The organism is Legionella massiliensis, from assembly GCF_000756815.1.
Classification (GTDB): Bacteria; Pseudomonadota; Gammaproteobacteria; order Legionellales; family Legionellaceae; genus Tatlockia; species Tatlockia massiliensis.
In genome coordinates this window covers 310,033-335,614 of the sequence record NZ_CCVW01000004.1, presented here as the reverse complement: position 1 = coordinate 335,614, position 25,582 = coordinate 310,033, and the positions used below count along the sequence as shown (strand labels likewise).

Sequence of the window (25,582 nt, the reverse complement as noted above, 5' to 3'; positions counted from 1 at the left end):
CCTCGTCATCCCGAACATAGTGAGGGATCTCCGGGATTAGCACAGTACTACACTCAGGAGATGTCTCTCTACGTTCGACATGACGTACGTCTTTGGGAGCGCAGCGAAGGATCTCCTGAATGTGGCACTGTGCTAATCCCGGAGATCCTTCGCTGCGCTCTGGATGACGTGCTTTAGGGGGACAGGGCTCATCTATTACAGACACTTGTGTAGATAAGCCACGGGAATTCGGATTCACTTCATTCTCCCCCTATTCGCAACCCATTTCGAAACATGTTAGCATCAGTTTTTTTGCAATAAAGGATGAAATATGTGGTTCAATAATGCGCTTATCTACAAGTACGAACTTGATGAAACAGTTGATTTTGCTAGCTTACTCGCTGAGGAAATCTTGAAACCCTGCCCACCTCATGCCCGATTTATTTATGGATGGCTCCCTGCCTTTGCCGATGAATTAGTCCAGGAAGTTGCTGGCTGCTCTCTAATTTGCCTAGGCAAGGAAGAGCGAATTCTACCGCGTGGTGTTATTAATCGCATGCTCGCTGAACGTGTTCAAGCGATTGAAACACAACAAGGCCGAGCTATTAAACGGGCTGAAAAAGCACAAATTGCTGAGGATTTAGAGTTTGAGTTATTACCAAAATCCTTTTGCGTACAAAAGCAATTGCCGGCTTTATTAGATTCTGTAGAGAAACGCTTAATTATTAATGCCTCAAGTAATAATCAGGCCTCACAATTAACCTCTCTTCTACGCAAATCAATTCCAGGTATCCAGATTGAACCCCTGGCTCATCAGGACAATTTAGCTCTGCGCTTTGCCCACTGGATTTCTGATCCCTCTTTGTTACCCCCCTCCTTCCAACTTGCATCCGATTGCCTGCTATTTTCTCTGGATGACGAGAAGAAACGAGTAAATTGCAAAGGTTATGAATTACCTGCAGAAGAAATTTTAACGCTTTTATCGCAAGGCTTAGCTGCTGCAGAAATTTCCTTAATATGGAATGAGCGTATTCAATTTACCCTAACCCATGATTTGGTTTTTAAACGCTTGAAGAGCCTCGATTATTTGATTGATGAATTTAACGAAATCAGAGATCTTGAGGAAGAATACCAGCAACGTGACGCAGCTTTAACACTTCTAGGCGGTGAGTTACGATCTTTGGTTAATGAGCTTCTAGTTAATTTGAATAGTAATGAGACAGCAGAGGAAAATAAAGAGAAGGCTGGTGAAGAGGTTTGTCCTGCTTGATACACCACCCCTCTGGCACACCAGAATCTTCCCTTCTCCCTTTTAGGGAGAAGGTGCCCGGAGAGGGTTAGCCTAATTAGTAGATATAATCGGCGGATTACTATGATAAGTAGCCTGATAAACTGCCAAAGCATCATTAGCAGCCTTCGTTAAACCTAAGTGAGTATTTGCATTATAAATCAATGCCAAGGCTTCACGTGAACTTGGTGCTTGCGGATAGTTTTGAACCAAGTAATTTGCCCTCTCTGCTGCAGCAACAAACATCTTACGCTCATAGTAGTACTTAGATGTATTCAATTCGCGCTGAGCAAACATATTGCGTAAATAAATCATACGCTGCAAGGCATTTGGCTTATAGCGGCTCTCTGGGAATTTTTGTATCAGCGTTGCAAAATCAGAATATGCCTGTGACTGTGTACCAGGATCACGCCACGACTCATTAACCGGCAACATATTAGCCATAGTACCGCGTGTTTGTTGGAAATTTGCCAGTCCTTTCATGTAATAAGCATAATCAACATTTTTAGCACGTGGATAAAGATGAATAAAACGTTCCGCAGTTGCGGCAGCAGAAGGGAAATCCCCTTTTTGATAATAAGCGTAAATCAAATCCATCTGTGCTTTCTCAGCAAAATCGCTAAAAGGATACATAGACTCTAACGCTTCCAGACGTTTGGCAGCACTTTCATATTGCTCTTTAGACATCGCTTTTTGTGACTCAGCAAAAAGCTGCTTCGCTGTCATCCCTTGATAAGGATTGTTATCTTCATCATCTCTTCCCCACCATTTTTTACATGCTGTTAAAGAGAGTAACATACTGATAAGGAGTAACACTTGAATTCGTTTCATATAAAGACCTATCACACCTACGTTTGCAAATGCCGCTCATTATACTCATCCGTCAGAATTTTGCGAACTGTATAACAAAAAAGAAAAGTTTTCTGCAAGATAAATAATCTATAAAAATAATTTGCAATGAAACAAACCTTGAGATAGTATTCTGCTCTGTCGGAGAGGTGGCTGAGCGGTCGAAAGCGGCGGTCTTGAAAACCGTTGAAGGGCAACCTTCCCAGGGTTCGAATCCCTGCCTCTCCGCCAAGTCAAAATCCCCCTGTTGTAAAAATCAATTAACTCCCTACAAGCTTGTAATACCTTAATAAGTCGGGTAATAACATTATTGGCTTATTAATAGTCCACATGTAGACTCATACAAATATATAGTCTATATTTATATCGAAAGCTCATTGGATTTTGAAAAAAGCTCCGCCGGAGAAAATCATGATTAGGGCCAAGTTGACTACAATTAATAGTGCTCAGATGCAAACTGCACTCAAGGCTGTGCTTAAAATTCTTGAGAAATGGCAGTGTAGTGTTGAAGAAACCCAGATTTTACTTGGTTTAAAACGCTCGACCTTATTTAAATATAAAAGCATGCCCGAAAGTGCTTCAATAAGCCCTGATTTGACAGAGCGCCTATCCTATTTACTCAATATTCATGCGGCATTAAGGATTCTTTTCTCGCATCCAGACTCCATTTATGGCTGGATTAGAAAACCTAATGATGCCCCCTTTTACAATGGCAAATCAGCCATGGACATTATGCTACAAGGACGAGTAGTAGATCTTTGGGCGGTGGCCAGCCGATTGAATGCCGAGCGTGGCGGCAAATCATAATGACTTCGCTTGACTCCCTAAGCAAAATAAATTTTTTAAGACAGCGCTGTTATCGTCTTATTCCTTCAAAATTTCCACCTGTTCATTTATTTGAGGATGTTGCAAATGAAGATGAATTTGCAGCGCTATATGCGATACAGACCATAACAAATCCACGGATTCAGGATGAAATTGGCGAACTTTCCTTAGTGCCTGAAGGAGAGCGTCTTTTCGCAGCACCAGGCTGCGGTTATGTGATGGCAGCTTTCACCCATATTAATCCCGATGGCAGTCGTTTCTCAAATGGTGACTATGGTGTTTTTTACGCTTCTGAGTTTTTGGATACAGCCATTGCAGAAACTGTTTATCACAGAGAACGCTTTCTAAGTTATACCAAGGAGCCTGCGCAGGAACTTGACATGCGCTCCTTAGTTGCTGAGTTTAGTGCTGATCTCCATAGCCTGCTTGATCTTAATAAATCAGAACATTTGATTTATTCGACAACCGATTACCTAAGCGGTCAAACCTTGGGGGCAGAATTAAAGCAGCGAGGCAATGAGGGCTTAGTTTATTATTCAGTACGCACTACGGACAACAATGATAGAAATTTCGCCCTTTTCAAACCTAAAATCATTCATCAATGTCAGCAAAGCGCCCATTACAGCTATGTTTGGACGGGCGAAAGGATCAGCTCGGTTTACAAAAAAACACTTACCCAAGTCTTTTAGAGTTTAGTAATAGGTCACGTTCCTCCTTGTCTCAGCGCTACGTCATCCAGAGCGCAGCGAAGGATCTCCTGAATGTGGCACAGTGTTAATCCCGGAGATCCTTCGCTGCGCTCTGGATGACGTTGCATTAGGGTGATAGGGTTGACCTATTACAGAGTTTATTGGATGCCAAACCATCCTCCTGTATCGCCGCCTGCCCAGCATTCAATAAAATGGCAGCTCCTGATTTTTACCGAGCATAAAACTTTGAATTTCCCAACAGCACTGATATCACGATTCTCATAGCCTGATGGCTGGCAAATTCTATCTACGTATTTACCAATGACACGAATTTGTCCCATCACATTAATTGTCGGGGAAACAGCATAAACCCCAGGTTGATGTGAATAACAAGCAATATAGCAACCCGGCGCTCCTGTATAACTATTATCCGTAGGTAGCATAACTTGCTTTGCACCTGGATAGGGATGGTTAATCACCCCTGAGTTTCCAATAACATAGACAGGAAAAGGTGAGGATAATAAGGTTTTATTAACTTCAGGGTTATTCATAGCAGCTAAGGGAGCAAGGGGATTATTAGTAAGTGGAATCTGCTTTAACTCGCCAGCAAAAGATAAAGGAGCTATCGCTAATAAACTTATTATTAGTTTCATAATTGTTTCCATTAGTGGCTTGCTTTAATAGTATAGCTTTAATAATGAAAGCATTTAGGTAGGAGAACAATTAAACTCTTTCACCACATCTAGACCCCGCGGTCGATGCCCATAGGTATCTACACAAGTGGCTGTAATAGACGCACGTCATCCAGAGCGTAGCGAAGGATCTCCGGGATTAGCACGGTGCCACATTCAGGAGATCCTTCGCTACGCTCTGGATGACCTAATGTTGAGACAAGGAGGGACATTTGTGTAGATACCTATGGGTCAAGCCGCGGGGATTCGATCCTCAGAAAAATCTTTGGCAGATTACAAAAAATACTCTTAAAATAGCGCTAAATCCGCTAAACAAGAGCCCTAATGCAACAGTCAGAAGAAGCCATCATTCAGCACACTCGAAATTGGATCCACTCTTTTATTATTCAACTGAATATTTGTCCCTTTGCTCGACGTGAATTTGAGCGAGGCTCCTTGCGAATTCAAATTAGCCCAACAAAAAAAGTAGAGCAGGCTTTGCAAGATTTAATGAAAGAAGTTGAGTTACTGGATAATCAACCGACCGTTGAAACAACCCTAATGATTTTTCCTTTTCTGGCAAAGGATTTTTTCCACTATTTAGATTTTGTCGATCTGGCTGAGGCACTCTTGTTTGAGCAAAACTACGAAGGGATTTATCAATTGGCAACCTTTCATCCTGACTATTGTTTTGCCGATGTCGAGTTCGATGATGTTTCCAACTACACCAATCGCTCCCCCTACCCTATGCTTCATATTTTACGTGAAGAAAGTATTGAAAAAGCGATTGCCTATTTCGGTGATACGAGCAAAATTCCTGAAAACAATATTAAAACCATGCATGAGCTTGGCTTAGCGAAGATACAAAACATTTTGCTCGGCTGTTTACCTGATGAGCCTTAAACAAGAGCCATTGCTGCTATATCATCCTCAACTCGATCTACTAACTGCTCGCCATCAGTTTGGAACAAAGTGCATCGACCACCATTTTTTATATAATTACCAAGGACAAACAATCCATAAAACACTCCGAGACCTAAAATAAAACCTGCTAAATTAGCATAGAACTGACTGTCATCACGATGTTGTTTAAGGATTAATTTATTTTTACCCTCAACTGCATCGATACTTGCCTTGCTGAAAACTTTATAATCCTTTTCTAATCTCGGGCTTTCTTTGAAACAGTTTAGAGCATCAGAAATTTTAGTGTGCATATCCGTTACTGCATCAATAGCATCCTTGTATTTCTTTTCATATTTCACTAAGTCTTTTTCCGAAAGGCCTTCAGGTGGATGTTTAAGTTTATTCCGATACTTAACTGTCTTGGCAAAAAGCAATTTTAAACTGATTTCGAGCCGACCGATTCGGCGCTCTAATTCTCTTTGTCGCGCTGATCTTAGTGGTGGTTTAGCCGTTTTTTTACCCTGAGAGGCATGTTCTGCTGGCTTTTGGGTTATAGTCGAACGCTTCTGGGAACTTTGCTCCCTATCAGGTTGACTCCTCTTGCTTACAGAATCTTTTGTAGACTCTTCAATTGAAAAGCCAACGCGCTTCTTTCTAGCTGAGGCAGAGGTATTGACCTTAGGAGTCCTGGCAGTTTCTTTTCTAGATCGCTCACTATCTCTTGTTAAAGTTACTGAACTGGTAGCTCCGCGCCGATTAGCAACTTGTACTACTGGTTCAATATCTTCTTGAGGGTTGAGAATGAATTTATCCAATTCACGCACTCGTTGGACTAGCAAGTCTACTGGGGAACGTAAAGAATGTGTGAAAGGTAAGGTAGCTGCTAAAAAAGTAGAAGAACGTTGTTTGGCACGCTCAACAAAATAATTACGGGCCCTTAATACTTCCTCCCGTTCCTGCAGATAAACCTCATGTTGAAGGCTATATTTTTCCAGTAGATCCTCAGTTTGTTCGCTCTTTAACAAATAATAATGACCAGCCTGTACATTTAGCGCTAATTCAAAGACAGGCATGTTCGCTGACTCAGGGAGGTGACTCGTTATAGGTGAAGAATCTTGGCTGTAAATAACATAGGGAATTTCTAGTTCATCTTTAAGAATAGCAACAACATCACTATGTGATATTTTTACATTAGCATTCAAATAAGCACAATATCGTGCATATCCGGAACCTTCCCAATAAACTTTGCACAGTTCTTCATCAAATACCTCAGGAAGAGCTCTAAAGAAATCTGAGTTAGCCTGATAAATAGGGTTGTGAGCGACCTGTTCTAAAAAGGAAACCATCATGCCCCCATTTTCCCGTGCAGCATTCTTTTGCGTAGCAACTTCTTGCCTCACCTCTTCTTGCCTCACCTCTTCTTGCCTAACCTCTTCCTGTCTAGCCTCTTCTTGCCAAGCATCTGCAAATTTAGCTTCATAGTAAGCATTAATCAGGCTTATAAAAGTTATATGGTTTTCATCAACGCCCCGAACAGCTTGGCTCTCCTCTACTTTAAAGAGTGCTTTACGATTTGCTTCATGTTCGGCGAGATGCTTTGTAAACCAGCTACGCAGAAAAATCCCCAATACCATCGTTTTTTCAACTAGATGATCAGGGAAAGGATTGGAATCAGGATGTTTGGCAAAAACATAGTCTTCAAACAGCGCCAGACTATCCATCCTTGGGAATCTAGCCTTTAATTCTGCTATCTCTGGGGTTTCAGTGCCAAATCTTGTGAATAAATCATCAGGAAAAGGGAGCTGATTAGCTAAAAAATAAAGCGCTAAAGCATGAAAAAAGCAATTATCGAGAACTGGAGAAACATTAACAGCCTGCGAAATCCTTGTGGCTAATACTAAATCTTCAGCGGATTGGATACCAAGCATGATTAATTCCCCGTAAAACATAGAGCGTGCGGTGTAATTTACCAAAAAAAAACCAATGTTGCACTAAATTAAACCAAAAAAACAAAAAATCCCGCTGGTCACATTAATGTCCGTTATGGATAAAAACCTATTTCACCATTTCCTAGCAACAAAGCACAGACGCTTCTGAGTCGCTATCTTGTCGAATCTGCGCAAATTGCTCATCAAGCCTATTAAACATTTTTCTCGTTGCGGTTGATGAAAAGAAATGCCATGCTCGGTGAGTGTCAATTAAGTCCTTATGATCGCTCTCCCACTCTTTGATCGAAATAATTACGTCATGAATACTATCTGGTACTTTGCCAGCTGTTTCTTGATATAGTTTTTTTAATTCTTCAAATTTTTCAATGGAATTGGGATCATCCTGAGCAATGAGCATCATACTGTCTAAACGATCATAGAGTTCGACTAAAATCGCTTGCTTTTCATCGCCAATTTCAGGATAGGAAGTCGGTGGTAAGGGTAAAATGTAAAAATGATGATCAACTCCTACAACCCCCCTGCCAAAATCCGCTTCGAGTGGAAGTTCGCGAAAAAAAGTGGTTGAAACACCCTCTCCCAGACCAGCAGTCTGTCTTGCGGCTTCAACCAAACGGATAGCAGAGTGACGGCAAGTATTACCAAAAGCCGCTAAGTGAAACTCATTAGGACAAACATCCAACTCCTGTTCGTAGTCTTCGATACTAAGAGGCCCCCATTTAAACCCGACAGTAGTCTCATCCTCTTCTATAGGTGTATACGCTTTCAATTTATACCAGGAAGAAGGTAACCTGCTATTTTCAAGCGCCTTCTCCTGTTCATGAGATAATGCCGCCATATGGGCTAAAAACTGCAGATAATGCCGATAGGTTATGCCATAGGCTTTGTATCTAACTGTTCTCCAGGCAGGTCTGCGCTCTGAATCACCCTCTTTATAATTAATCACTCTTTCATTTGTAATAAATGCATCCGTCTCTGAGAATAATGTAGAGCAAATCGCCTTTGATGCGGTGCAAGCTCCACCTTTTTCTGGATTCCCAACCTTGCCGAATGAACCTAAAAAACGATGTTGCCCGCTTCTTTCTTTTACCCCTGCTGCAACATAAGAGTGGACACCTAATTTGCATATCGCAATAAAAAACTCGCTGTTCTTATCAACTGTTATTTCGGCAAAAGACATTAGATTTAACTCCAAATTTAATTTGCTATTTTTAGCGTGGGAATAGATTAGCAAAACACGAACTTTATTGCACACTTTATTTTCTTATAGCTCATATATTTGACATTTTTTAAACATATTAGTATTGACAGATTTAATTGATGCCCATATTATGGATGAATTGACAATGATTTTTACTCATGGTTGAGGCAATAAACATGTCCACCCGCGAAATACAATTTCTTATATCCCTGTGCCTCAGCATCCTTCTCCGCTGAGCGGAGTATTATCTAGCTACAAATCATCAAAAACTATTAAACCTCCGAAACAACAACCTAAGCTGTTTCATGCGGGTTTTAAAATCAATAAACCTTCAATTAAGTGGTAAGAATGAATAAATCAATGACACGAATGGCTGCATGGGGAATATGGATAATTGCCTCATTATTCTATGCCTATCAATATATTTTGCGAGTAATGCCTAATATCATGCTAGACGATTTTATCCAGCAATTTCATATCGATACTGTAGTATTTGGCCAATTTTCAGGCATCTATTACCTTGGTTACTCCTTAGTCCATTTACCAATCGGCATTATGCTTGACCGTTTTGGTCCTCGAAAAGTAATGACGGCTTGTATTTTACTGACTGTCATTGGGCTGCTCCCTATTCTTTTCGCTGAACGTTGGGTCTATCCGATGATTGGTCGGGCCTTAATTGGTATAGGTTCTTCTGCAGCTATTCTGGGTACCTTTAAGATTATTCGCATGGCGTTTAAGGAAAAGCATTTTACGCGAATGCTGAGTTTCTCAGTAACGATTGGCTTAATTGGTGCTATCTATGGTGGCGGGCCTGTAAGCTATCTCTGTAGCATTCTGGGTTATAAAGCCGTTGTGCAAATTTTTGCATTCTTTGGCGTTCTCTTAGCTCTTTTAACCTATTTCATCGTTCCTGAAATGGAAAAGAATACACGCACAACCTCTATTGTTGCGGATGTAAAAATGGTGATTAGCAATCGTCAAATTGTCGCCTTATGCCTTCTTGCTGGCTTAATGGTAGGGCCCTTAGAAGGCTTTGCCGATGTCTGGGGCTCCGCCTTTATCAAGAGAGTTTATGGTTTTGATGCTACTTTGGCCTCCTATCTGCCATCAATGATTTTCATCGGTATGTGTTTCGGTGCTCCAGTACTGAGTTATATTGCCGAGAAGACCAATAACTATTTGGGTGTAATTATCGGTGCAGGCCTGGCCATGCTCCTTGTTTTTATGGCCTTAATCGCTCAGCAACTAACAGCCAACACCATGGCCTTCGGCTTTGCCCTGGTCGGCGTTTGCTGTGCTTATCAGATTTTGGCAATTTATAAAGCTTCCACTTATCTGCCAGAACAGGTTGCCGGAATTACCACTGCCATTGCGAACATGATCATCATGAGCTTTGGCTATGCCTTCCACAGCACTATAGGGTTTTTAATCAATGCCTTCAGCGGGTCTGGAGAACACACGGCCTTTGTCTATGGCTTGAGTATTATTCCTATAACCCTGACCGTCGCAGTTCTCGGATTTTTCACCCTTTATTATCAAGAACGTAGCAAAGACATATTAGTCGCTGATAACTCAGCCAGCGCTTAAACTCAGAGCCATCGGGATAGCGTCCTGATGGCGCCCCCCTACCTTTAGTTCTATACTCATAAAGGGTACTAATTAATTCGGGAAAACGAATCTCCCAGGAGATTAGAATGAAAACCGCAGACGGTTTTATTATTGATGAAGAAATTTTGAAAAAATTAGGTGCCAATACCCTAAAAACAATTCGAACAAACTCAAATCAAATAGACGTTAAAATTGCTGAAAAGCTTGAAGATCTTGAGTTTCTGGTTGTACAAGGATTTTCTAGTGAGGGTATTGCCAGAGCAAGAGTCGATGGCAACCATCATATCCTGGAACTTGATCTCGACCCCTCCTATACGGACTGGAACACTAGCAAAGAAAAAACCTGCGCCCTATTAACAGAAGCTATTAATGATGCAATCTATAAAGTTGACTTAGCTATTCAGGCAGAAATAACAGCAATAAAATGCAAGTATTCAGATAATAAAGATGGTAATGGTTCTGGGGAATAGCGATGCTAGATCCCGCGGTCAAGCCGCGGGATTTCGTGGCTACCGAATCCCCGCGGCAGAATGTACAAGTACAGGAGCCACTGCTATTAAGTTAAGGGCATTTGTCATTCCCGCGAAGGCGGGAAACCATCTCTACATTGGCACTGTGCTTAGCTAGAAATAGTTTCCCGCCTTCGCGGGAATGACAAAACCTTCCTTAACTTATTGGCAGTGAGTACAGGAGCAAGGGAACATAGACATGGCGCATAAAGAAGAATATGACTTTGAGATTGATGAGGAAGGATTAGCCTACGATATTCTTGATCTTTCGTTTAACACAACAACCCAGGCCTTTCTTGCGAAGAATGGTATAAAACCAGGTATGCGCGTCTTAGATGTTGGTAGTGGCTCAGGCATTATGACTCATTATCTTGCTCAGCAAGTTGGCAAAGATGGCGAGGTTTTATCTATTGATATTAGTGCCGAACAACTTGCCAGAGCACAAAGATACTGTGCACAGCAAGGGGATCAAAACGTTCGTTTTAAAGAGATTTCTATCTATGATCTTGCAACGCTCAAGGAAAAATTTGACCTGATTTACTGCCGCTTTGTGCTCCACCACCTACACAGTCCAAGAACAGCAATTTCTATTTTCTATCAGCATCTAAACGATAAGGGTATCTATCTTGCCGAAGAAGGCATTATCAGCGCAGCCTTCGCTTATCCACCCACAGCAGCCTGGCACTATTCCCGTCCTGAGCAACCCCTGCCGGAGATGGAAGTTGATGGCCAACAGCGTGACGGTGAATTTGGTATGAAGCTCATTTACTGGATGCAGAAAAAAGGCTTTGCTATTCGTGATGCCTGCCTAGTCCAGCCGCTATTAACCAGCCAACAACAAAAAACCCTGTTACTGGATGGACATTATGCTTATAAGAAAACTGCTCTTGCTCAAGGAATGTCTAATGAAGATTGGGAAGCCCAGACTCTTGAATTAAAACGCTTGGCTGCTGATGAGCTATCCATCGTTGGCTTTTATCAATCCTGTCTGGTCTGTGGTGTTAAATGATGTCATTTAGAAAAGGACTCTCTATGAACACGAACTCTCAACTAAAGCCAAAACTCGTTGCAGCATCAATTAGTGATTATCCAGCAATTCAAAGCATGTGGCTTTTTTATATCTATGACTTAGGACGGCAATACAATTTCGATAGAAACTGGAAATATCTTTCAAATTTATCCTTCGTTTCCGATAACCTAATGCCCTATTTCTCTGATAAGAACAGGAAAGCTTTTTTAATTAAAATTGATGAAGAAATGGCGGGTTTTGTCTTCCTTAATAAGGCATCAATTTTCACAGATAATACTTGGAATATTGCTGAATTCTTTGTGCTAGCTAAGTTTCAAGGCAAAGGTATTGGTGCTGAGATTGCCAAACAGGTATGGGAACAATTTCCCGGTCCCTGGGAAGTATCTGTAATCCCTAACAATAAAACTGCTTTAGCATTTTGGCGAAAAATTATTGCTAGATTTAATGATGGCAATTACACAGAGACCATCAAAGAAATTGATTATGATAAAGAGCATTCCCTTCGTAATATTTTTTGCTTTAATACAGAAATTCAACAAGGGCAAAGACAGTCCAGAGATGAAAACTATAAGATCGCTTTTATTGATGAACTCAGCGAAGAAATTGAAAAAAAAATGCGCAGAGATTTGGTTGCCTATGAATCTAATCATGGAGTTGACGTCAATTACAAACCTTTTTCACTAGTCTTGTCTAATGAGAAGGATGGTGTATTTGCAGTTTTAAATGCTTACACAGCCTTTGCAGAGGTCTATATAGATGATTTATGGGTCGATAAAGCCCATCGTGGAAAAGGTTATGGCAAAAAACTGATTCAAGCCCTGGAACAACATTTTGAAGGCAAGGGATTCAACAATATCAATTTAGTCACCAGTGCCTTTCAGGCACCAGATTTTTATAAAAAATGTGGTTTTACCGCAGAGTTTATCCGTGAAAACAAGAAAAACCCTCAGCTGAACAAAACATTCTTTGTTAAATATTTTGCTAATGAGGTTCAAAATCAGGGGCTATCGTAATAGGTCAGCCCCCACTCCAGTATTGAATTCCCGTGGCTTGACCCATGGGTATCTACACAAGTGACTGTAATAGACGCACGTCAACCAGAGGCGCGAGGGTAAGCTATACCATCATCCTGAGGCTCAGCACTATCCGCGACGATTGTAACTTGCGCAATAATTGAACCAACCTCCCTTCCTACAGCCCCAATTGCTTGATTGAGTTCAAAAGCATTCAATGCCAGATAGTTTTGCAATCGGGTTTTAGCATGAGAAAAACCTTTAATTTTCCCACCACTGGCTTCTTGTAAGGTTTTGCCCTGATAGGCATTATTGATCATAGCTATTGAATATTCTTCCAATCGCTCCGCCATATAAGCGGCTTTAAAAGCCTCTATGCGCAAATTTAGCCCTGCGAAACAGTCTTTGTCTTTATATTGAATAAAATCATGGTAAACATTAGACAATAATAAATAACCTGGGGATAGATAAAAATTAGCAGCTACTCTAGCGCAAATTAAAACCTTAATAGCAATATCTGCATCAAAATTGGCTTGCAGTAACTCAAGCCCCGCCATACATAAGGCATTCATAGCAAAATAGCATCCATGTCTTACTGAGGCCACTAAGAATTCTTCTGCTTCTTTAAAAAACTTTTCTGTAAGTTCAGTTTGCGCCTCTAATTGCCTGCGGTACTCCTCATAGAGGAACAACCCCTTTAGCAGCTCAAAGGAAGAAACTGTTGGCATTGGTAGATTTTCATGTATCGGCTCGCCACTATCTTGGGCCATTTCCCGGGGATTAACCCCAGTTTGGCGCCATATATCGGTCCAATAGTCTTCAAATTGCGGTAATTTACAAATTGCATCAATCTCAGGGTCGGTTAGAGCAAGTTTCAGCAACATCCCCGTATCGCTCCTCTGGATTAGCCTTTCCAAATGTTCAACTGCATTCTTATTTTGGGATAGCTTTATAAGCTGCCCATGAAAATTTTTTTCTTCTACATTCAAAATGAGAAATTCAGCGAGTGTCATAATTCCTTCCTAGTTTTGCCCTTATCCAACGACCGAGGACAAGGGCAAACTTTGACCAATCTATCCAATAAGAATAACAGTATTTAAAACTTTTTTACAACTATACATTGACTTTGACTACCTGTCCGTTGGTTGTTTCAAGGGAGTTATCTCTCTCAGCCTCATCTGAAACTGTAGAAACAACAACATTAGAATCATTAGTCTTCCTATTTGAATTAAGCCAAGAGAGACGAGCTTGCGGCGACTGCTGGCTAATCTGGTGAGGTTCTTGCGCTTTTTTGACCAGATGACCATGAAGAGTCAGTCCGATCAGATCGTCAATTTTATGTAGCCTTAGCAGGGCTGCAATTTCCATCTTTGTCGCACCACTTGTTCTGGTAACTAAATGATTAGCAGGATATCCATGCTTTCTTGCTTCAATTAAGTCAGCTACGAAATTTTTTGCAGTAGATGACGCAACACCGGCATCTTCAAGAAAGGCCACGACCAACGATTTGGCATCCATATTGGAATTGATACAAGTTGGCATCGAACCATTGAGGAAATTATAACGTTTAATCTGCGCTCTTGAGGGAGGCATTGAGCCTGGGCCCACATCACCGCCGATATTCTCTGACTTTAACCATGTCCAGGTTGCCGCCATATATTCTGTTTCGCGAACAGCCATTGCTGCAGCGCCGAAGAACACAATAGACTTATCAGGAGAAGAAACATTGAGAATCATACCCTCAGAGTCAAAATGCAAATCAATATCGGTTTCGACTTCCTCACAAATTGCGCGCATAGTACTATCATCCTGTCCAATTGAGTAAATAAATTGGTCACATTCTAACGGATAATGTGGGATAGATTCATTATCTGGATCTTTAAAAGTTAATAATAATTTACCATTGCCTTGTTCTTCTATTTTAACTAACTCACCCCTCTTCAATTCATCTCGTCTTGAAGATCCTGTCAGAGCAGAAGTAGCAAGTCGGCCAGTTCCTGCTTTATTGAACTGTTTCGCCACCCAAACCACGTCATGCTTTTGTCCCTGCTCTTTTTCAAAATCACGGCCTTCTGTACGCACATCATGTCCAAAAAAGCCTTTACGATAGCAGGCAGCAGCGGTTCCACCCCCACCATAGACTACTATGCTACGGCTCTTTTCCCCTACTTCTTCGGAACCTTTGAGAATGAAGTGATTACCATCGACGATCGGTGTGAATTCTTTCTTCTTATTAAATTGGCTTAAGCGCTCAAATTCATCAACTCCAATAGCTGAGCGGCTAATCGCATTTCTAGCTGGCCCCAAACCTGTACAAATATTAACTTCGTTGGTGTAAACATGCTTGATACCATTTTCTGTTGATACAACTAAACGATATTTTTCAGGTGATTTCCAGTCAGCATCGTGATTCTCTTGTTTTTCAATTTTTAGAACCGAAGCGCGTAAGAGCGGCGCTCCTGTCATAGCCAGACTAACTTGGTTGGCCTGATAGACATGACGCCCGTTGGTATAGGGGTTCTGTTGATAATATTCTTCACTCATATAAGCAGAGGGATTTTCCTTTGCAGCCACTCGTTCCAAAATATTGTGCGGTTGTGCAAGGGTATAATTATGGTTCCAACTACCTGCATCTTTACCAATCATTAAGACTGAAGGCATTTTCTTATTTTTGACCGCTGTTTTAGCGGTGTCATGATGAGCGTGAAATTTTTCAAGCCAAAGTGTAGTTCCGGTATCACCAGTTCCAAGGATAACATGGGGAACAACAACAAAATCTTTATCCTTCATAACATCTTGAATTTCATCACTTATAGTTTGCTGTTCTTCAAGGGAAATTTCCAGGCGATCATAGCTTTGTGTCACCTTAGATAAATCACGATCGAGAGTCATAGGAATAGGAGGAGGAAGTTGAACTCCAGGATTCAATACTTCATCTGGAATTACAGAGATGAACAAGGTATCTAACTCACTATCATTGAGTTTAATAGCACCCGCATCGATATTATTGTAGGTCTTAATCCCCGCCTTAAGTATCTCTACCCACTCATCTCTTGTATAAGTGGATTTAAATATGTTCGGGTTTTGATTAATTGTAACGAATACCTGAGCAAAATTATCCCATAAATCTTGCGAGGTACGAATTTTAGCGCGATGCAGGACAGAACAAATAAAATTCAGTTCAAACTGTCTTATCTCTTTTGGTAATGTTGGCATAAACACCTCACAACAATGATTATATTTTGTACACAGTAATCACGAAGTATACCGGCAGATTATTAATTAACTATTAAGTGCAATAAGTTTTGCCAAATTTATTTTTTCCTGCTAAAGATTGCGGAAATTGAGATAAGAACCTAAGCGCGAAGCTTCTCGTTTGATAAAAAGGGAGATTTTATGACACAAAACATGCGTGACCTCTTAATTAAAATTCAAAAGGAAAGACCTTTTATATTTAACGTCAGCGAATACTTCCCCATAGACCTAGTCGCTAGCGGCTTACGATCTATCGGTGCCTTTCCCTTAATGAGTAATGCAGAGCAGGAAATTGATGAAATTTTTAATTTAGCTCAGGCGGTAGTCATTAATCTCGGTAAACTCAATGACGACTTTGTAAAAATCTGTTCAGACGTCTGTAGCCTGGCCAATAAACATAATAAACCGATTATTTTAGATCCTGTCGGCGCAGGAATAAGTCGTTATCGCACGGATATTGCGATTAATCTGATCAAGGAAAACTCGATATCCATGGTCCGAGCCTATCCTAATGAGATAGCCAGTTTGCTGGATGGTCAGCTTACAATCACTAACCATAGTGTAATTGAATATAATGAGCTTCTTGATAAAGCCAAAAAATTCTCCGAAGAACATAATCTGCTGGTTGTTTTAAGCGGCAAGTTAAACACAATTATCGATGGCAACAAATTTGATCAATTCAATTATGATTCCTTTCTTTTGCAAAAGGTCGCAGGTATTGGCAACCTTCTTTCCTCAATGCTTGGCGCCTTCCATGCTGTTGAAACAGATCGCTTTCTTGCTGCACAAAAAGCAACTGAGTTCTATGGCAAATGCGTAAGTTCCGCTAACAGCAGAGCGAAGGGGCCTGGTTCTCTTAAAATGGAACTGATTGATCAGTTATATAAATGTGCTTCGGAGTCAATTCAATGGTATCCGGGGGCGAAATAGTAACAGGTTGGCCCCAAAAGACGTACGTCATCCCAAACGTAGGGAGGGATCTCCGCGATTTGAACTATGCCACATTCGGGAGATGTCTCTCTACGTTTGCCATGACGAACGTTAATTTTTGAGCTATACCTATTAATAGGAATAATAATAATTAGCCAAGGAAATGCCATGAGAACCAATCTGCTATTGATTTTAGCAGTCACTTCAACTTGTTTTTCCGTTCCCTCACCACAATTGCAGCAAGAGAAAATTATCATCAGCAATGATAATAGTGCCATGAAAGAAATTTTCTCAATGTTGAGTCCGCAAATTGCCTATGTGAGGACACCAACCCTTAGTTTGGATGAAATCCAGAATATGCTGCAGCAAGAGGCACCGACCTTGAATGTCGCAGTCATCAACAAGGTGTTGAAAACCTTAAAATGCGCTAATGAATTTAATGTCGAACACAATAACGTTTTGACAATAATCGACTATTCCCTTCCCTCAAGTGAAAAACGCTTATGGGTCTTTGATTTGAAGGAAAGAACATTGCTGTTTAACACCTATGTATCACACGGCATTATGTCAGGAGCCTTAGAAACAAAGTATTTTTCAAATAAATACAACAGCAAATCCAGCAGTATCGGCGTCTACAAAACTGAGAAATCCTATTATGGCCGTGACGGCCTGTCTTTGCGCCTTGATGGCTTGGATCAGGGCTTTAATGATAATGCTGCCAATCGCTCCGTGGTCATGCATGGCGGTTGGTATGTTGATGAAAACTTCATTAAAAAGTATGGCCGAGCCGGCCGTAGTTGGGGCTGTCCTGCTCTTCCCTTGAATATGACAAAACAGATTATTAACACCATTAAAGAGGATTCTTTATTTGTAGTTTATTACCCAAGTGATAATTGGTTTATGAAATCAAAATTTTTAAATTGCGACAATCTCTCACCAATCCGCTATACAGGAAATCTCAACGGCGAAATAAAACCAGCCCCAGAAGATGTTGAAAAACGCGAGGATGTGATTTTTGCCAAGATTTATAGCAAAAATCTCGATAGTGAACCTGTTGTAGCTATGACAGCTGACGATTACATCCGTATTTTTCATAATTCTGCACCCCTGGGACGTATGTTGCGCCGACAAATTAATAATATTGAATACATTGCCCTGAGTAATACAGAGTTTGAAAATATAATTGCCAATAATAATAAAGATGAAATCAATGCCATCAATTTTGTTATTCCAGTCATCACGATGGTACGTGGCTATTATGAAACACAGATGCATCTTGTTGATTTTGGCCGAATTAAAGAAATTAAGGTGAACTCTGAGTCTTCTAATAAGGATTCAAGAAGTTATACTGTTAATTTTGAATCAAAACCGTCCGTAACACTTCGAACAACAAATCAATTCATCCGTTGGGTGGGGCTATAATTATATAGAGGGTTACAAAATATTTAGAACCGGAGAGACGAAATGATAGGTTGGCTTGCGAGCATACTTTTGTTTATAGCCGGTACAATTGCAGGCATATTTCTCGCACCGGATGCTCTGAATTTTGATGTTGTTTCCATGGTCATTGCGGTTCTCTTATTCACCCTTATTGTTTTGATTATCGCTTTTAGGACCAATCTGGCTAATTGGTTTAAGCGAATTACTAAGAAAAGTTAGGCGCTATTTTTTTATTCATCAATCTGAAGAATCCCCCCAGGAGTTTTGCTTGGAGTTATTGAGTCTGATAAGCTTGACTGGTTTTTTGTATTGGTTAGTACTCTTTCCGAGGGGAAAAGGAGTCTTTCGTGCCATCAGTTCTATCACAGCGATTTTTCCTTATCTTGAGTCTGATTTGCTTAACCTACCTAGGTATTGAGTGTTGTTATATTCCCTATGCTAGCTTTTCGCTGGATGATTTTTGGCTTGCTCATCATAATTCTAAATATCTGCAAGGGCTGCCTTATCGCGATTTTTTACCTTATAAAACTGTTCTCGGTTACTATGTTTTTCTACCTCCCTTTATACTTGCACAGGGTAACTTAACCACGCTGATCGTTGTCAAATTATGGGTAACTCTCATCAATGTTTTTTTTATAGCCTTTCTTGCAATTTGGCTTAAAAGGTTTTTCTCTGCCCCAGCCATTTTAACTGCCTTAGTTCTGACTATTTTCACACCTGTTTTTCTCTTTTCATCTGTTGATATTCGCGTTGATTTACTAGCCTTCTGGCTTTGTTTAGTTTCTGTCTTATTTCTCTTTGAAGAAAAATATATCCTGGCGGGAATTAGTATTGGTCTTGGTTTTTTAATTTGTCAGAAAGTTGCCTGGTATATTATCGCTACAAACTTGGGATTAATAATCCAAGGACTGATTGAAGATCGCAGCTGGAAAAAAGCTAAGGCGATTTTTATTTTCAATCTCTCAGCGTTCATAATGCTATCAGGCTATATTCTCTTTTGGACTTCAGTTTCAAGCTTCTCTACAGTGATACAAAGCATTTTTTATGAGCCTCTCCTGATTGCTGAAGTTAAACGGTATCTAGCTTCTCGTAATGGCTACTGGAGTTTAAATATTAATAACAATCCAGGCTATGCTCTCCTTTGGCCGCTGGCCTTATATGGCATCCTTATTTTGCCTCTAAAAAATCGTATCTTCCTATTGACTTATACACTGACAATCTTGCTTTTTATCTTAGGCTGTAAACAGCCCTTCCCTTATTTTCTGGTAGTAGCGTCTCCCCTTCTCCTTCTTCTTTACTCTGCTTTTTTCTCAGCAGCTTATCGAGAGAATTCTTTCTATCTTTGTATTAAAAAACACAAGAAAACAACCTTAATATTTTCTCTGCTTTATCTTGTTTTTTTATTGTTTTTATCTTACCAATTCGCATTAGAAAGCATCTATTTATTTGCCGCTTTAATTCCTTTATTACTCTATGCAATTGTGCTGAACGACAACGCAGAACCACTCAGTCATTATATTTTTATAACTCTACTGATTTTAGGGCTCATCTTCCCTGTTATAACCTTTATCCACTTGTTACCAGGAATCAATGGGCATTATCAAAAAGCAACGATCCATATGATGGAAAGACTATTAAAAGATGGCGGAACTTATATTGCAGGCGTCCCCTTACTCCTAAATATTGAGCAGCCTATCCCAGGATTAGCTCATCTAACAGGACCCTCGCTTGATTATCTCTATAATCCCTCCAAGACAGCCTACCCGACTATCACCCTGAGCTCACTAGACTTCAGTCCTGATACGGTGGAGCAAATTATTCAAGACATCAACAAGGCGCCGATCAAGTTTTATGTAGACAATGATCGTTTTCACTATCTGCCCCCAGCAGTCCATCACTATTTGGAGAGCCAATATCAACATCTTTGGGGGTCAATATTCTTCTATGCACCAAGGGTGTCCAAAGGACAACAAAGAATAGAACTTAAGTTTGCAGGCTCTTATCTGGTTGAGGCGCCCCAAGACGCTCAAATTTACCTTGATAATGAAAAGCTTAATCCAGGCTCAATAATTCACCTCAACCAAAAGCGCTACCATTCTGAAGCTAATGCGGATTATCGTTTAGCACTTAGACCTTCGTCTTTCAAAGCTCAGAGGAATCCGCTGTTTAAAACAAATCACTGGCAAAAAGTTCTTAGATAACGGCTTGACTTTGTCTAAAGAACGATATGATGATGCTAGAAAAACCGAGTCTGCTGATGGCCAAATTAATTTTCCTTTATGCGACCTTAATTTCTTCCTTATGCTTTGCCCAAGCGCGCGAGATTGCAATAACACTCGATGATCTACCCTTGATTGCCTCAAGGATGAATACAGCTGACAATCGGCAACTTGCCCAGGAGCGTTTTACAAAACTGGTCAATACCCTGTTTCAATATAAGGTCCCTGCCACTGGTTTTGTCATTGCTGGTTCCATTCAAAGAGGACAATGGGAATTTCTTAAACAATTCCGCCAAGCAGGCTTTGCACTTGGCAATCATAGCTATTCCCACTACAACCTAAATCAAATTGGTGCGGAAGAATATATTGCAGATATTGACCGTGCAGATAAGATGCTTACAAAAATAATGACAACCCCCAAATACTTCCGCTATCCCTACCTTGCTGAGGGTTACACAATAAATAAGGCTAAAGTCCAGGCTTACCTCAATGCCCACCACTATACTATTGCCCCAGTAACAATTAATTCCAAGGATTATGATTTCAATAAAAGGCTTTATAAAATTGCCGAAGATGAAAGGGAAAGCTATGCCACAACACTTAAGGCTGAATATTTAGCCTATATCTGGAACCAAACCTTAAAAGCGGAGAAACGATCAAAGTGGCCAGACAACAAACAAATTATTTTGCTCCATGCTAACCTGCTTAACAGCTATTTATTAGCTGACGTTTTAGAGATGTATCAAAAAAATGGTTATAAATTCATTAGCCTAGGTGAAGCTTTAAAACATCCAGCGCCCCCGCTAGCTTTCCCGGCGCTGACTAACAATATCGAAATTAGAAGGCAAGCTCCTAGTCGCTAATTGATTAGAAATCATTTATGTACTATTTTTAATAGCATCTAATGCAAATTGTCTTAACTAAACAAGGAAGTTTTATGATTAACCAACATCATGAGGAGCGAGGCAAATCAGCATATTCAGCACTACAAGAATGGATGAATATGCATATGAAATTTATTGAAAATCTTCACTATTTAAAAGCTGAGGACTTTAGAAAAACCCCCGAGAAGCTCCTTGAGCTGCAACTGAAGTTAGTTGCTGAGAATACAGCGAAATTTCAAGACTATCTACAACAATCATGGTCTCTCTATGAAAAGGTAGTAACCCAAACCAATCCCCTAATGGCAAGTATGCTTAATAAGATTCCTGAGGCATCCACACTTAATGTCGCGGACAGTTTAATGGGTAGCATATCCAACTCTGTTTTCACTCCCACCTGGTGGGGATTGAATCCCTTTGAGTTGGCAAAGGTTTTTGCCTCTGATATGACCTCTGATATGACAAGCAAATATCCCAAAGCCCAATCAAGTACAAGCGATAATAAATCTAAGAGGGGAACCTCGAAACGTAAAAAGGAATGAAGGTCTAATTAGATCCTGTGCTCAAGCCCTCCTGCCTCAGTACTACTTCATACTGAGCGCAGCGAAGGATCTCCTGAATGTGACACCGTGCTAATCCCGGAGATCCTTCGCTGCGCTCAGGATGACGTTGCGTTAGGGGGACAGATCTAAAACAGCTACTCACATTAAAGCCTACACTAGCAACTAAACCTTTTTATCTATCCTTCTTTTTGTTACCATTGCGCCTCTTTTAACCGATTTGACGAATTAATAATGAAAATTACTTACTCTCGCGAGCAACTTTTAAGTCTCTGCCAAAACAATACGACTCCTCCACCAGATATTAATACTGACGAAGAGATACCGCTTACCTATAGCGCACGCTTCACTCTACTATTTCAAAGCCTTAGTGCAAGAATGCCTCATGAGTGTGCTCCCACTCGTGCCTTACCTTATGATAAGGATGACCAAGACGATCCAGAAGATTCTCTTTCTCTGTCTGCTTGCCCCGCTGCTTAATATTTGTTTATCAATCCTCGAAATATTTTCCTATAATCAAGCTATATGTTTGAAAATAAGAAGGAAAATCATGATTAAACAAATATTAACTTCCCTGTTACTCTTGGCTCTCGCAGCAACCTACGCAGCAGAGCCATCCCCAACTGCAATTGATGACCAAAAAGATGACCAAAGCCTCTGTATTCAACAGCGAATCGACCTCTGTATAAAGAAATTATGCCAGTCAAAAGAGGAGCAGAATTGTGTGAATACCTGTGAGCTAACCGTCAAAAATGAGTGTCGTCAGGCTGGCGAGTAGTTTCCCCAGACCAAAGGTACTTTTTTAAATCTACACGCCCATTGCTAACAGAAACCCCTTCTTTATCTAACAGCTGTTTTTGTAGTGAATACTGCGGACTACCAAAGGGGAAAGAAAGTTGCCCGCTCGACTTGATCACCCGCTGCCAAGGCAAATCATGGCTTCTTGTGCATGAATGAAGAAGCCAACCCACTCCTCGCGCGCCACGTGAATTTCCTGCCAGTTTGGCGATGAGTCCATAGGTTGCAACCTTCCCTTTAGGAATTGACTTTATCAGCTTAAGCACTTCTTTTGAAAACTCAGTATGTAAATCCATTCCTGCTCACTGATATCTGGGATTGAAAGATTCCAATTCTGGTTGCATAGCTTGTAAAGGTCAACTGCAATACCAGGAATATTCATTTATTGAATAATTAGCTATAATAGACCATTTTTTAGGCAAAGTGAGAGTTTAATAAATGGCAAGTGCAAAATACGACAAAGAGAGAATAGTCTTAGTTGATATGGATGAAATGGATTTTAGTTCTGATATAAATACAGCGTTCACCACAGTAGGCATTTCAACTTGTATTGCTTTCATCATTCGAGGTCAATGCTGGATTGAAGATGAGCTTAAACCCTTTTGTGGTTTATACCATTGGTCAGGTTTTCCCATTAGAACTAAAAATCAAATGAAAGAGATAGAAGATACACTAGAGGACTTCTTTGCATGTCTTAGAGAGGATTTAGACGTGGATAATAATTCAATTCTAATGCTTAGTGAATTGGTCTTTATAGGTGGGGAAAAATGCCAAGCTGATCGCGGTGGTGAGATTATTTTATCCGGCACAGAGCGTGAAGTTGACTGTTTGACTAGAACGCTTATAGATTTTGATTTTAGCGGTCGGCTAATTGATGTTAAACAAGAGCAAATTAAGCAGCATCATTTTCTCACTTCAGGTGATCAGTCCTTGTCCATCACCGTTAATTTAACCAACTGGTCTTATCTCTTGGACAATCCTGAGCCTATAGTTAATTCTGATGGCATTCAACCCGATTCTGAGTTCTATTTTTCAATGAGGTAAGCATCTATGCCTGATATCGAGCGTTTCATTAATGCCCAACGGCGTAAGCAATGGTGTAGGGTTTAACTTGTAGTAGGTCACCCCCGTCATCCAAACATCGCCCGTCATCCCGAACATAGTGAGGGATCTCCGGGATTAGCACTGTGCCACACTCAGGAGATGCCTCTCTACGTTCGACATGACGTACGTCTTTGTAATAGCAGTACATCCAGAGTTGAGGTATCCCCACGAATTTGAACTTAAGTTGAAAGCAGCGAGTTAGAATTAAAATTCTCTTGCTCTGATCCCGTTAGTTCTGCTCGTTCAACAGGGGTATTAAATAAGCGATAGACTTTCTGTGATGCACGTAGCTTATTATTTTCATGCTGTGATTTCTCAAAGGCATCCCATAACTTATAAACTAGATAAGTGGCAGTTAAGGCGACCGCCACAGGCCAAGAAATTGCAGCAGTAGTAATTACAAAGGCAGTAAAACCTGCATTAAAAATTAGCGTGTTCCAAAATATGCGAGAAGCTTCTTTACATTCAAGATCTAATTCTTCTAGCAATCCATAATGGTATTCATCTTCAAATAAACGGCCATTTTCCAGTTCTCGGTCAATTGCAATGCAGGCTAACTGATAATTTTTGTATTCATTGCAACTATTGTAGAGTGCATTACCTAACATACTCAGCGCGGTTAAAACGATCAAAGCAATGGCGGCTGTACATAGTAAACTCGCAGCAAAAGCAAATATCAATAAAACTGCCGCAGCAATGTTAAATTTATAATAGGCGCATTGGGCATTCCATTCATCATTTAATATGTCGATTTGTCGGTTGATAACTGCAAGTTCGAGTGAGGAAACCTCATTGTCTTTTTGTAAAACGAGTTCTTGTAAACAATGGTGATATTTTCTTGCTTCAACATACCAACTTGCAAAAAATAGCAGAATATCAAAGGCTAGAAATGCCAAGTTTATCTGGGATATAGTTGCCTGAGAGATATCAAAAAACTGATGATAGTTACTCAAGAAATTAACGATTCCCCAAGCCAAGTCATTGAACATAAGATAAAAACGTTTTTCAAGTTCCTGAAGCAAAACTTTTTTAGCTGATAATTCCTCTGAGTTTGCGGCATGGATAACATGTTTTATGAGAATGATCAGATTAGCTATAAAGCGAATTGCATATAAAGAAAAACTCAAGACTCTTAGAACAACCTGCGCTGTTTCTAAGGCTTTCATCACATCTTCAGGGCTAGACCCCAATCCAATTTTAGAGTTAATTTCTCTAATTAATTCAACAAATTGACTGTTTAAAAGATAGACTACAATACAGTTTGCTAATGCTCGGCTGTAATTCCAATAAGAGCGATTAGTAATCAGAGAGGATACAAACCTGCGAAACTTTGATGAGCTTTTAAAAACATAGATAAATTCAAGAATATTTGCTCTTAATCGATCGCTTATAAAGGTTGAAAATCCATGTGGCGAATCATGAATATCTGGTAAATAACCCTGATCAATAAAGCGATCAATTTCCTTTTTCTTATCTAAAAAAGTTCTTAGATCTTCTGATACATAATCAACCTGATAATATTGCACCAATAAATCACAGACTTGCCCTAGGCATAAAACAATCTGATTTTCCTTATCTAAAAGACTTTTATTAGCGACAAATATTTTATACAGCGTAAAAAACTCAGCCTTCAGCTGATTAATATTAAATTCATCCTCTGCAAATAAAGAAGTTTCTAGATTTCTTTGCGGCGACTGCTTGAAAAAGCCGTGCTTTAACAACGAAATTGTAGGCATAAGGAAGTCTTTGATACTAAAGAAAATCGTTTTTTCTGAATAGATAATAAACGATCTGAATGAATTATGGTGGCTAATATACCCTGTATTCGAATGTTAATCCAGGATTGCGGGCAAAAATAGTCATCTCTACAGAGGTAGAGATGAC

General features: G+C 40.2%; 25 protein-coding genes and 1 tRNA gene. 18 read left to right on the top strand and 8 right to left on the bottom strand.

What is annotated here, in order from left to right; translation table 11 throughout:
• Positions 1 to 310: 310 nt before the first annotated feature.
• Positions 311 to 1,249, top strand: coding sequence for a recombination-associated protein RdgC (locus tag BN1094_RS16195; protein WP_044012180.1), 939 nt, complete (start codon positions 311 to 313; stop codon positions 1,247 to 1,249).
• Between the two features lie 72 nt (positions 1,250 to 1,321).
• Here BN1094_RS16195 and BN1094_RS16190 read toward each other — a convergent pair whose 3' ends face one another.
• Positions 1,322 to 2,098, bottom strand: a complete 777-nt coding sequence (locus BN1094_RS16190) for an outer membrane protein assembly factor BamD (protein ID WP_044012179.1) — start codon at positions 2,096 to 2,098, stop codon at positions 1,322 to 1,324.
• 161 nt (positions 2,099 to 2,259) lie between these two features.
• On the opposite strand from BN1094_RS16190, the gene BN1094_RS16185 reads away from it, so the two are divergent.
• The 3 genes from BN1094_RS16185 to BN1094_RS16175 all read left to right on the top strand — a co-directional run bounded on the left by BN1094_RS16185 (position 2,260) and on the right by BN1094_RS16175 (position 3,630).
• Positions 2,260 to 2,347 (top strand) — tRNA-Ser (locus BN1094_RS16185).
• A 180-nt stretch (positions 2,348 to 2,527) separates the two neighbouring features.
• Positions 2,528 to 2,923 carry an MbcA/ParS/Xre antitoxin family protein gene (locus BN1094_RS16180; RefSeq protein WP_052403348.1) on the top strand — a complete coding sequence of 132 codons (396 nt, stop codon included), beginning with the start codon at positions 2,528 to 2,530 and terminating at the stop codon, positions 2,921 to 2,923.
• Positions 2,923 to 3,630, top strand: a complete 708-nt coding sequence (locus BN1094_RS16175) for an RES family NAD+ phosphorylase (protein ID WP_044012178.1) — start codon at positions 2,923 to 2,925, stop codon at positions 3,628 to 3,630. Before BN1094_RS16180 ends, BN1094_RS16175 begins: the two co-directional genes overlap by 1 nt.
• 158 nt (positions 3,631 to 3,788) lie before the next feature.
• On the opposite strand, the gene BN1094_RS16170 is transcribed toward BN1094_RS16175, so the two are convergent.
• A complete protein-coding gene (locus BN1094_RS16170) occupies positions 3,789 to 4,181 on the bottom strand; it encodes a hypothetical protein (RefSeq protein WP_425411923.1) in 393 nt (130 codons plus the stop codon).
• Between the two features lie 465 nt (positions 4,182 to 4,646).
• Between BN1094_RS16170 and BN1094_RS16165 the strand changes: the two genes are divergently transcribed.
• Complete coding sequence (locus BN1094_RS16165; RefSeq protein WP_044012176.1) at positions 4,647 to 5,204, top strand: DUF1415 domain-containing protein; 558 nt, start codon at positions 4,647 to 4,649, stop codon at positions 5,202 to 5,204.
• Here the strand turns inward: BN1094_RS16165 and BN1094_RS16160 are convergent.
• On the bottom strand, positions 5,201 to 7,132 hold the full coding sequence (locus BN1094_RS16160) for a hypothetical protein (RefSeq protein WP_044012175.1): 1,932 nt from the start codon (positions 7,130 to 7,132) through the stop codon (positions 5,201 to 5,203). The genes BN1094_RS16165 and BN1094_RS16160 overlap by 4 nt on opposite strands.
• Before the next feature lie 142 nt (positions 7,133 to 7,274).
• On the bottom strand, positions 7,275 to 8,330 hold the full coding sequence (locus BN1094_RS16155) for a hypothetical protein (RefSeq protein WP_044012174.1): 1,056 nt from the start codon (positions 8,328 to 8,330) through the stop codon (positions 7,275 to 7,277).
• A gap of 369 nt (positions 8,331 to 8,699) precedes the next feature.
• Here BN1094_RS16155 and BN1094_RS16150 point away from each other — a divergent pair, with 369 nt between their 5' ends.
• From BN1094_RS16150 to BN1094_RS16135, 4 genes are all read left to right on the top strand, one after another.
• Positions 8,700 to 9,938, top strand: a complete 1,239-nt coding sequence (locus BN1094_RS16150; protein WP_044012173.1) for an MFS transporter — start codon at positions 8,700 to 8,702, stop codon at positions 9,936 to 9,938.
• Between the two features lie 107 nt (positions 9,939 to 10,045).
• Positions 10,046 to 10,429: a YbaB/EbfC family nucleoid-associated protein gene (locus BN1094_RS16145; RefSeq protein ID WP_044012172.1), complete on the top strand. Its 384-nt coding sequence runs from the start codon at positions 10,046 to 10,048 to the stop codon at positions 10,427 to 10,429.
• 238 nt (positions 10,430 to 10,667) lie between these two features.
• Positions 10,668 to 11,477 (top strand): class I SAM-dependent methyltransferase, encoded by an 810-nt coding sequence (locus tag BN1094_RS19005; protein WP_052403347.1) that lies wholly within the window; start codon positions 10,668 to 10,670, stop codon positions 11,475 to 11,477.
• Between the two features lie 23 nt (positions 11,478 to 11,500).
• Entirely contained in the window at positions 11,501 to 12,511 is a 1,011-nt protein-coding gene (locus BN1094_RS16135; protein ID WP_044012171.1) for a GNAT family N-acetyltransferase, read from the top strand.
• Positions 12,512 to 12,591: 80 nt separating this feature from the next.
• Here the strand turns inward: BN1094_RS16135 and BN1094_RS16130 are convergent, their stop codons facing one another.
• Together BN1094_RS16130 and BN1094_RS16125 are read right to left on the bottom strand one after the other, a co-directional pair.
• A complete protein-coding gene (locus BN1094_RS16130) occupies positions 12,592 to 13,524 on the bottom strand; it encodes a DUF5630 domain-containing protein (protein ID WP_052403346.1) in 933 nt (310 codons plus the stop codon).
• Between the two features lie 100 nt (positions 13,525 to 13,624).
• On the bottom strand, positions 13,625 to 15,727 hold the full coding sequence (locus BN1094_RS16125) for a hypothetical protein (protein WP_044012170.1): 2,103 nt from the start codon (positions 15,725 to 15,727) through the stop codon (positions 13,625 to 13,627).
• 180 nt (positions 15,728 to 15,907) lie between these two features.
• On the opposite strand from BN1094_RS16125, the gene thiM reads away from it, so the two are divergent.
• The 8 genes from thiM (at position 15,908) to BN1094_RS16085 (ending at position 22,574) form a co-directional block, all read left to right on the top strand.
• Positions 15,908 to 16,696 carry a hydroxyethylthiazole kinase gene (gene thiM, locus BN1094_RS16120; protein ID WP_044012169.1) on the top strand — a complete coding sequence of 263 codons (789 nt, stop codon included), beginning with the start codon at positions 15,908 to 15,910 and terminating at the stop codon, positions 16,694 to 16,696.
• A 168-nt stretch (positions 16,697 to 16,864) separates the two neighbouring features.
• Positions 16,865 to 18,118, top strand: coding sequence for a murein L,D-transpeptidase catalytic domain family protein (locus BN1094_RS16115; protein ID WP_044012167.1), 1,254 nt, complete (start codon positions 16,865 to 16,867; stop codon positions 18,116 to 18,118).
• A gap of 42 nt (positions 18,119 to 18,160) precedes the next feature.
• Positions 18,161 to 18,355, top strand: coding sequence for a hypothetical protein (locus BN1094_RS16110; protein ID WP_044012166.1), 195 nt, complete (start codon positions 18,161 to 18,163; stop codon positions 18,353 to 18,355).
• Between the two features lie 128 nt (positions 18,356 to 18,483).
• The gene (locus BN1094_RS16105; RefSeq protein ID WP_044012165.1) at positions 18,484 to 20,337 is read left to right on the top strand and encodes a hypothetical protein; all 1,854 of its coding nucleotides are present in this window, start codon (positions 18,484 to 18,486) and stop codon (positions 20,335 to 20,337) included.
• A 26-nt stretch (positions 20,338 to 20,363) separates the two neighbouring features.
• Complete coding sequence (locus tag BN1094_RS16100; protein ID WP_245614379.1) at positions 20,364 to 21,218, top strand: polysaccharide deacetylase family protein; 855 nt, start codon at positions 20,364 to 20,366, stop codon at positions 21,216 to 21,218.
• A gap of 74 nt (positions 21,219 to 21,292) precedes the next feature.
• The gene (locus tag BN1094_RS16095; RefSeq protein ID WP_044012164.1) at positions 21,293 to 21,778 is read left to right on the top strand and encodes a hypothetical protein; all 486 of its coding nucleotides are present in this window, start codon (positions 21,293 to 21,295) and stop codon (positions 21,776 to 21,778) included.
• 252 nt (positions 21,779 to 22,030) lie between these two features.
• Complete coding sequence (locus tag BN1094_RS16090) at positions 22,031 to 22,276, top strand: hypothetical protein (protein ID WP_044012163.1); 246 nt, start codon at positions 22,031 to 22,033, stop codon at positions 22,274 to 22,276.
• Positions 22,277 to 22,346: 70 nt separating this feature from the next.
• Positions 22,347 to 22,574 (top strand): hypothetical protein, encoded by a 228-nt coding sequence (locus tag BN1094_RS16085; protein ID WP_044012162.1) that lies wholly within the window; start codon positions 22,347 to 22,349, stop codon positions 22,572 to 22,574.
• Here the strand turns inward: BN1094_RS16085 and BN1094_RS16080 are convergent.
• Positions 22,543 to 22,890 carry an MGMT family protein gene (locus tag BN1094_RS16080; protein WP_044012161.1) on the bottom strand — a complete coding sequence of 116 codons (348 nt, stop codon included), beginning with the start codon at positions 22,888 to 22,890 and terminating at the stop codon, positions 22,543 to 22,545. The two genes, BN1094_RS16085 and BN1094_RS16080, sit on opposite strands and share 32 nt — an antisense overlap.
• A gap of 142 nt (positions 22,891 to 23,032) precedes the next feature.
• Here BN1094_RS16080 and BN1094_RS16075 point away from each other — a divergent pair, with 142 nt between their 5' ends.
• Positions 23,033 to 23,638 (top strand): hypothetical protein, encoded by a 606-nt coding sequence (locus BN1094_RS16075; RefSeq protein ID WP_044012160.1) that lies wholly within the window; start codon positions 23,033 to 23,035, stop codon positions 23,636 to 23,638.
• 239 nt (positions 23,639 to 23,877) lie between these two features.
• On the opposite strand, the gene BN1094_RS16070 is transcribed toward BN1094_RS16075, so the two are convergent.
• Positions 23,878 to 25,434 carry a hypothetical protein gene (locus BN1094_RS16070; RefSeq protein WP_052403345.1) on the bottom strand — a complete coding sequence of 519 codons (1,557 nt, stop codon included), beginning with the start codon at positions 25,432 to 25,434 and terminating at the stop codon, positions 23,878 to 23,880.
• Positions 25,435 to 25,582 lie beyond the last annotated feature (148 nt).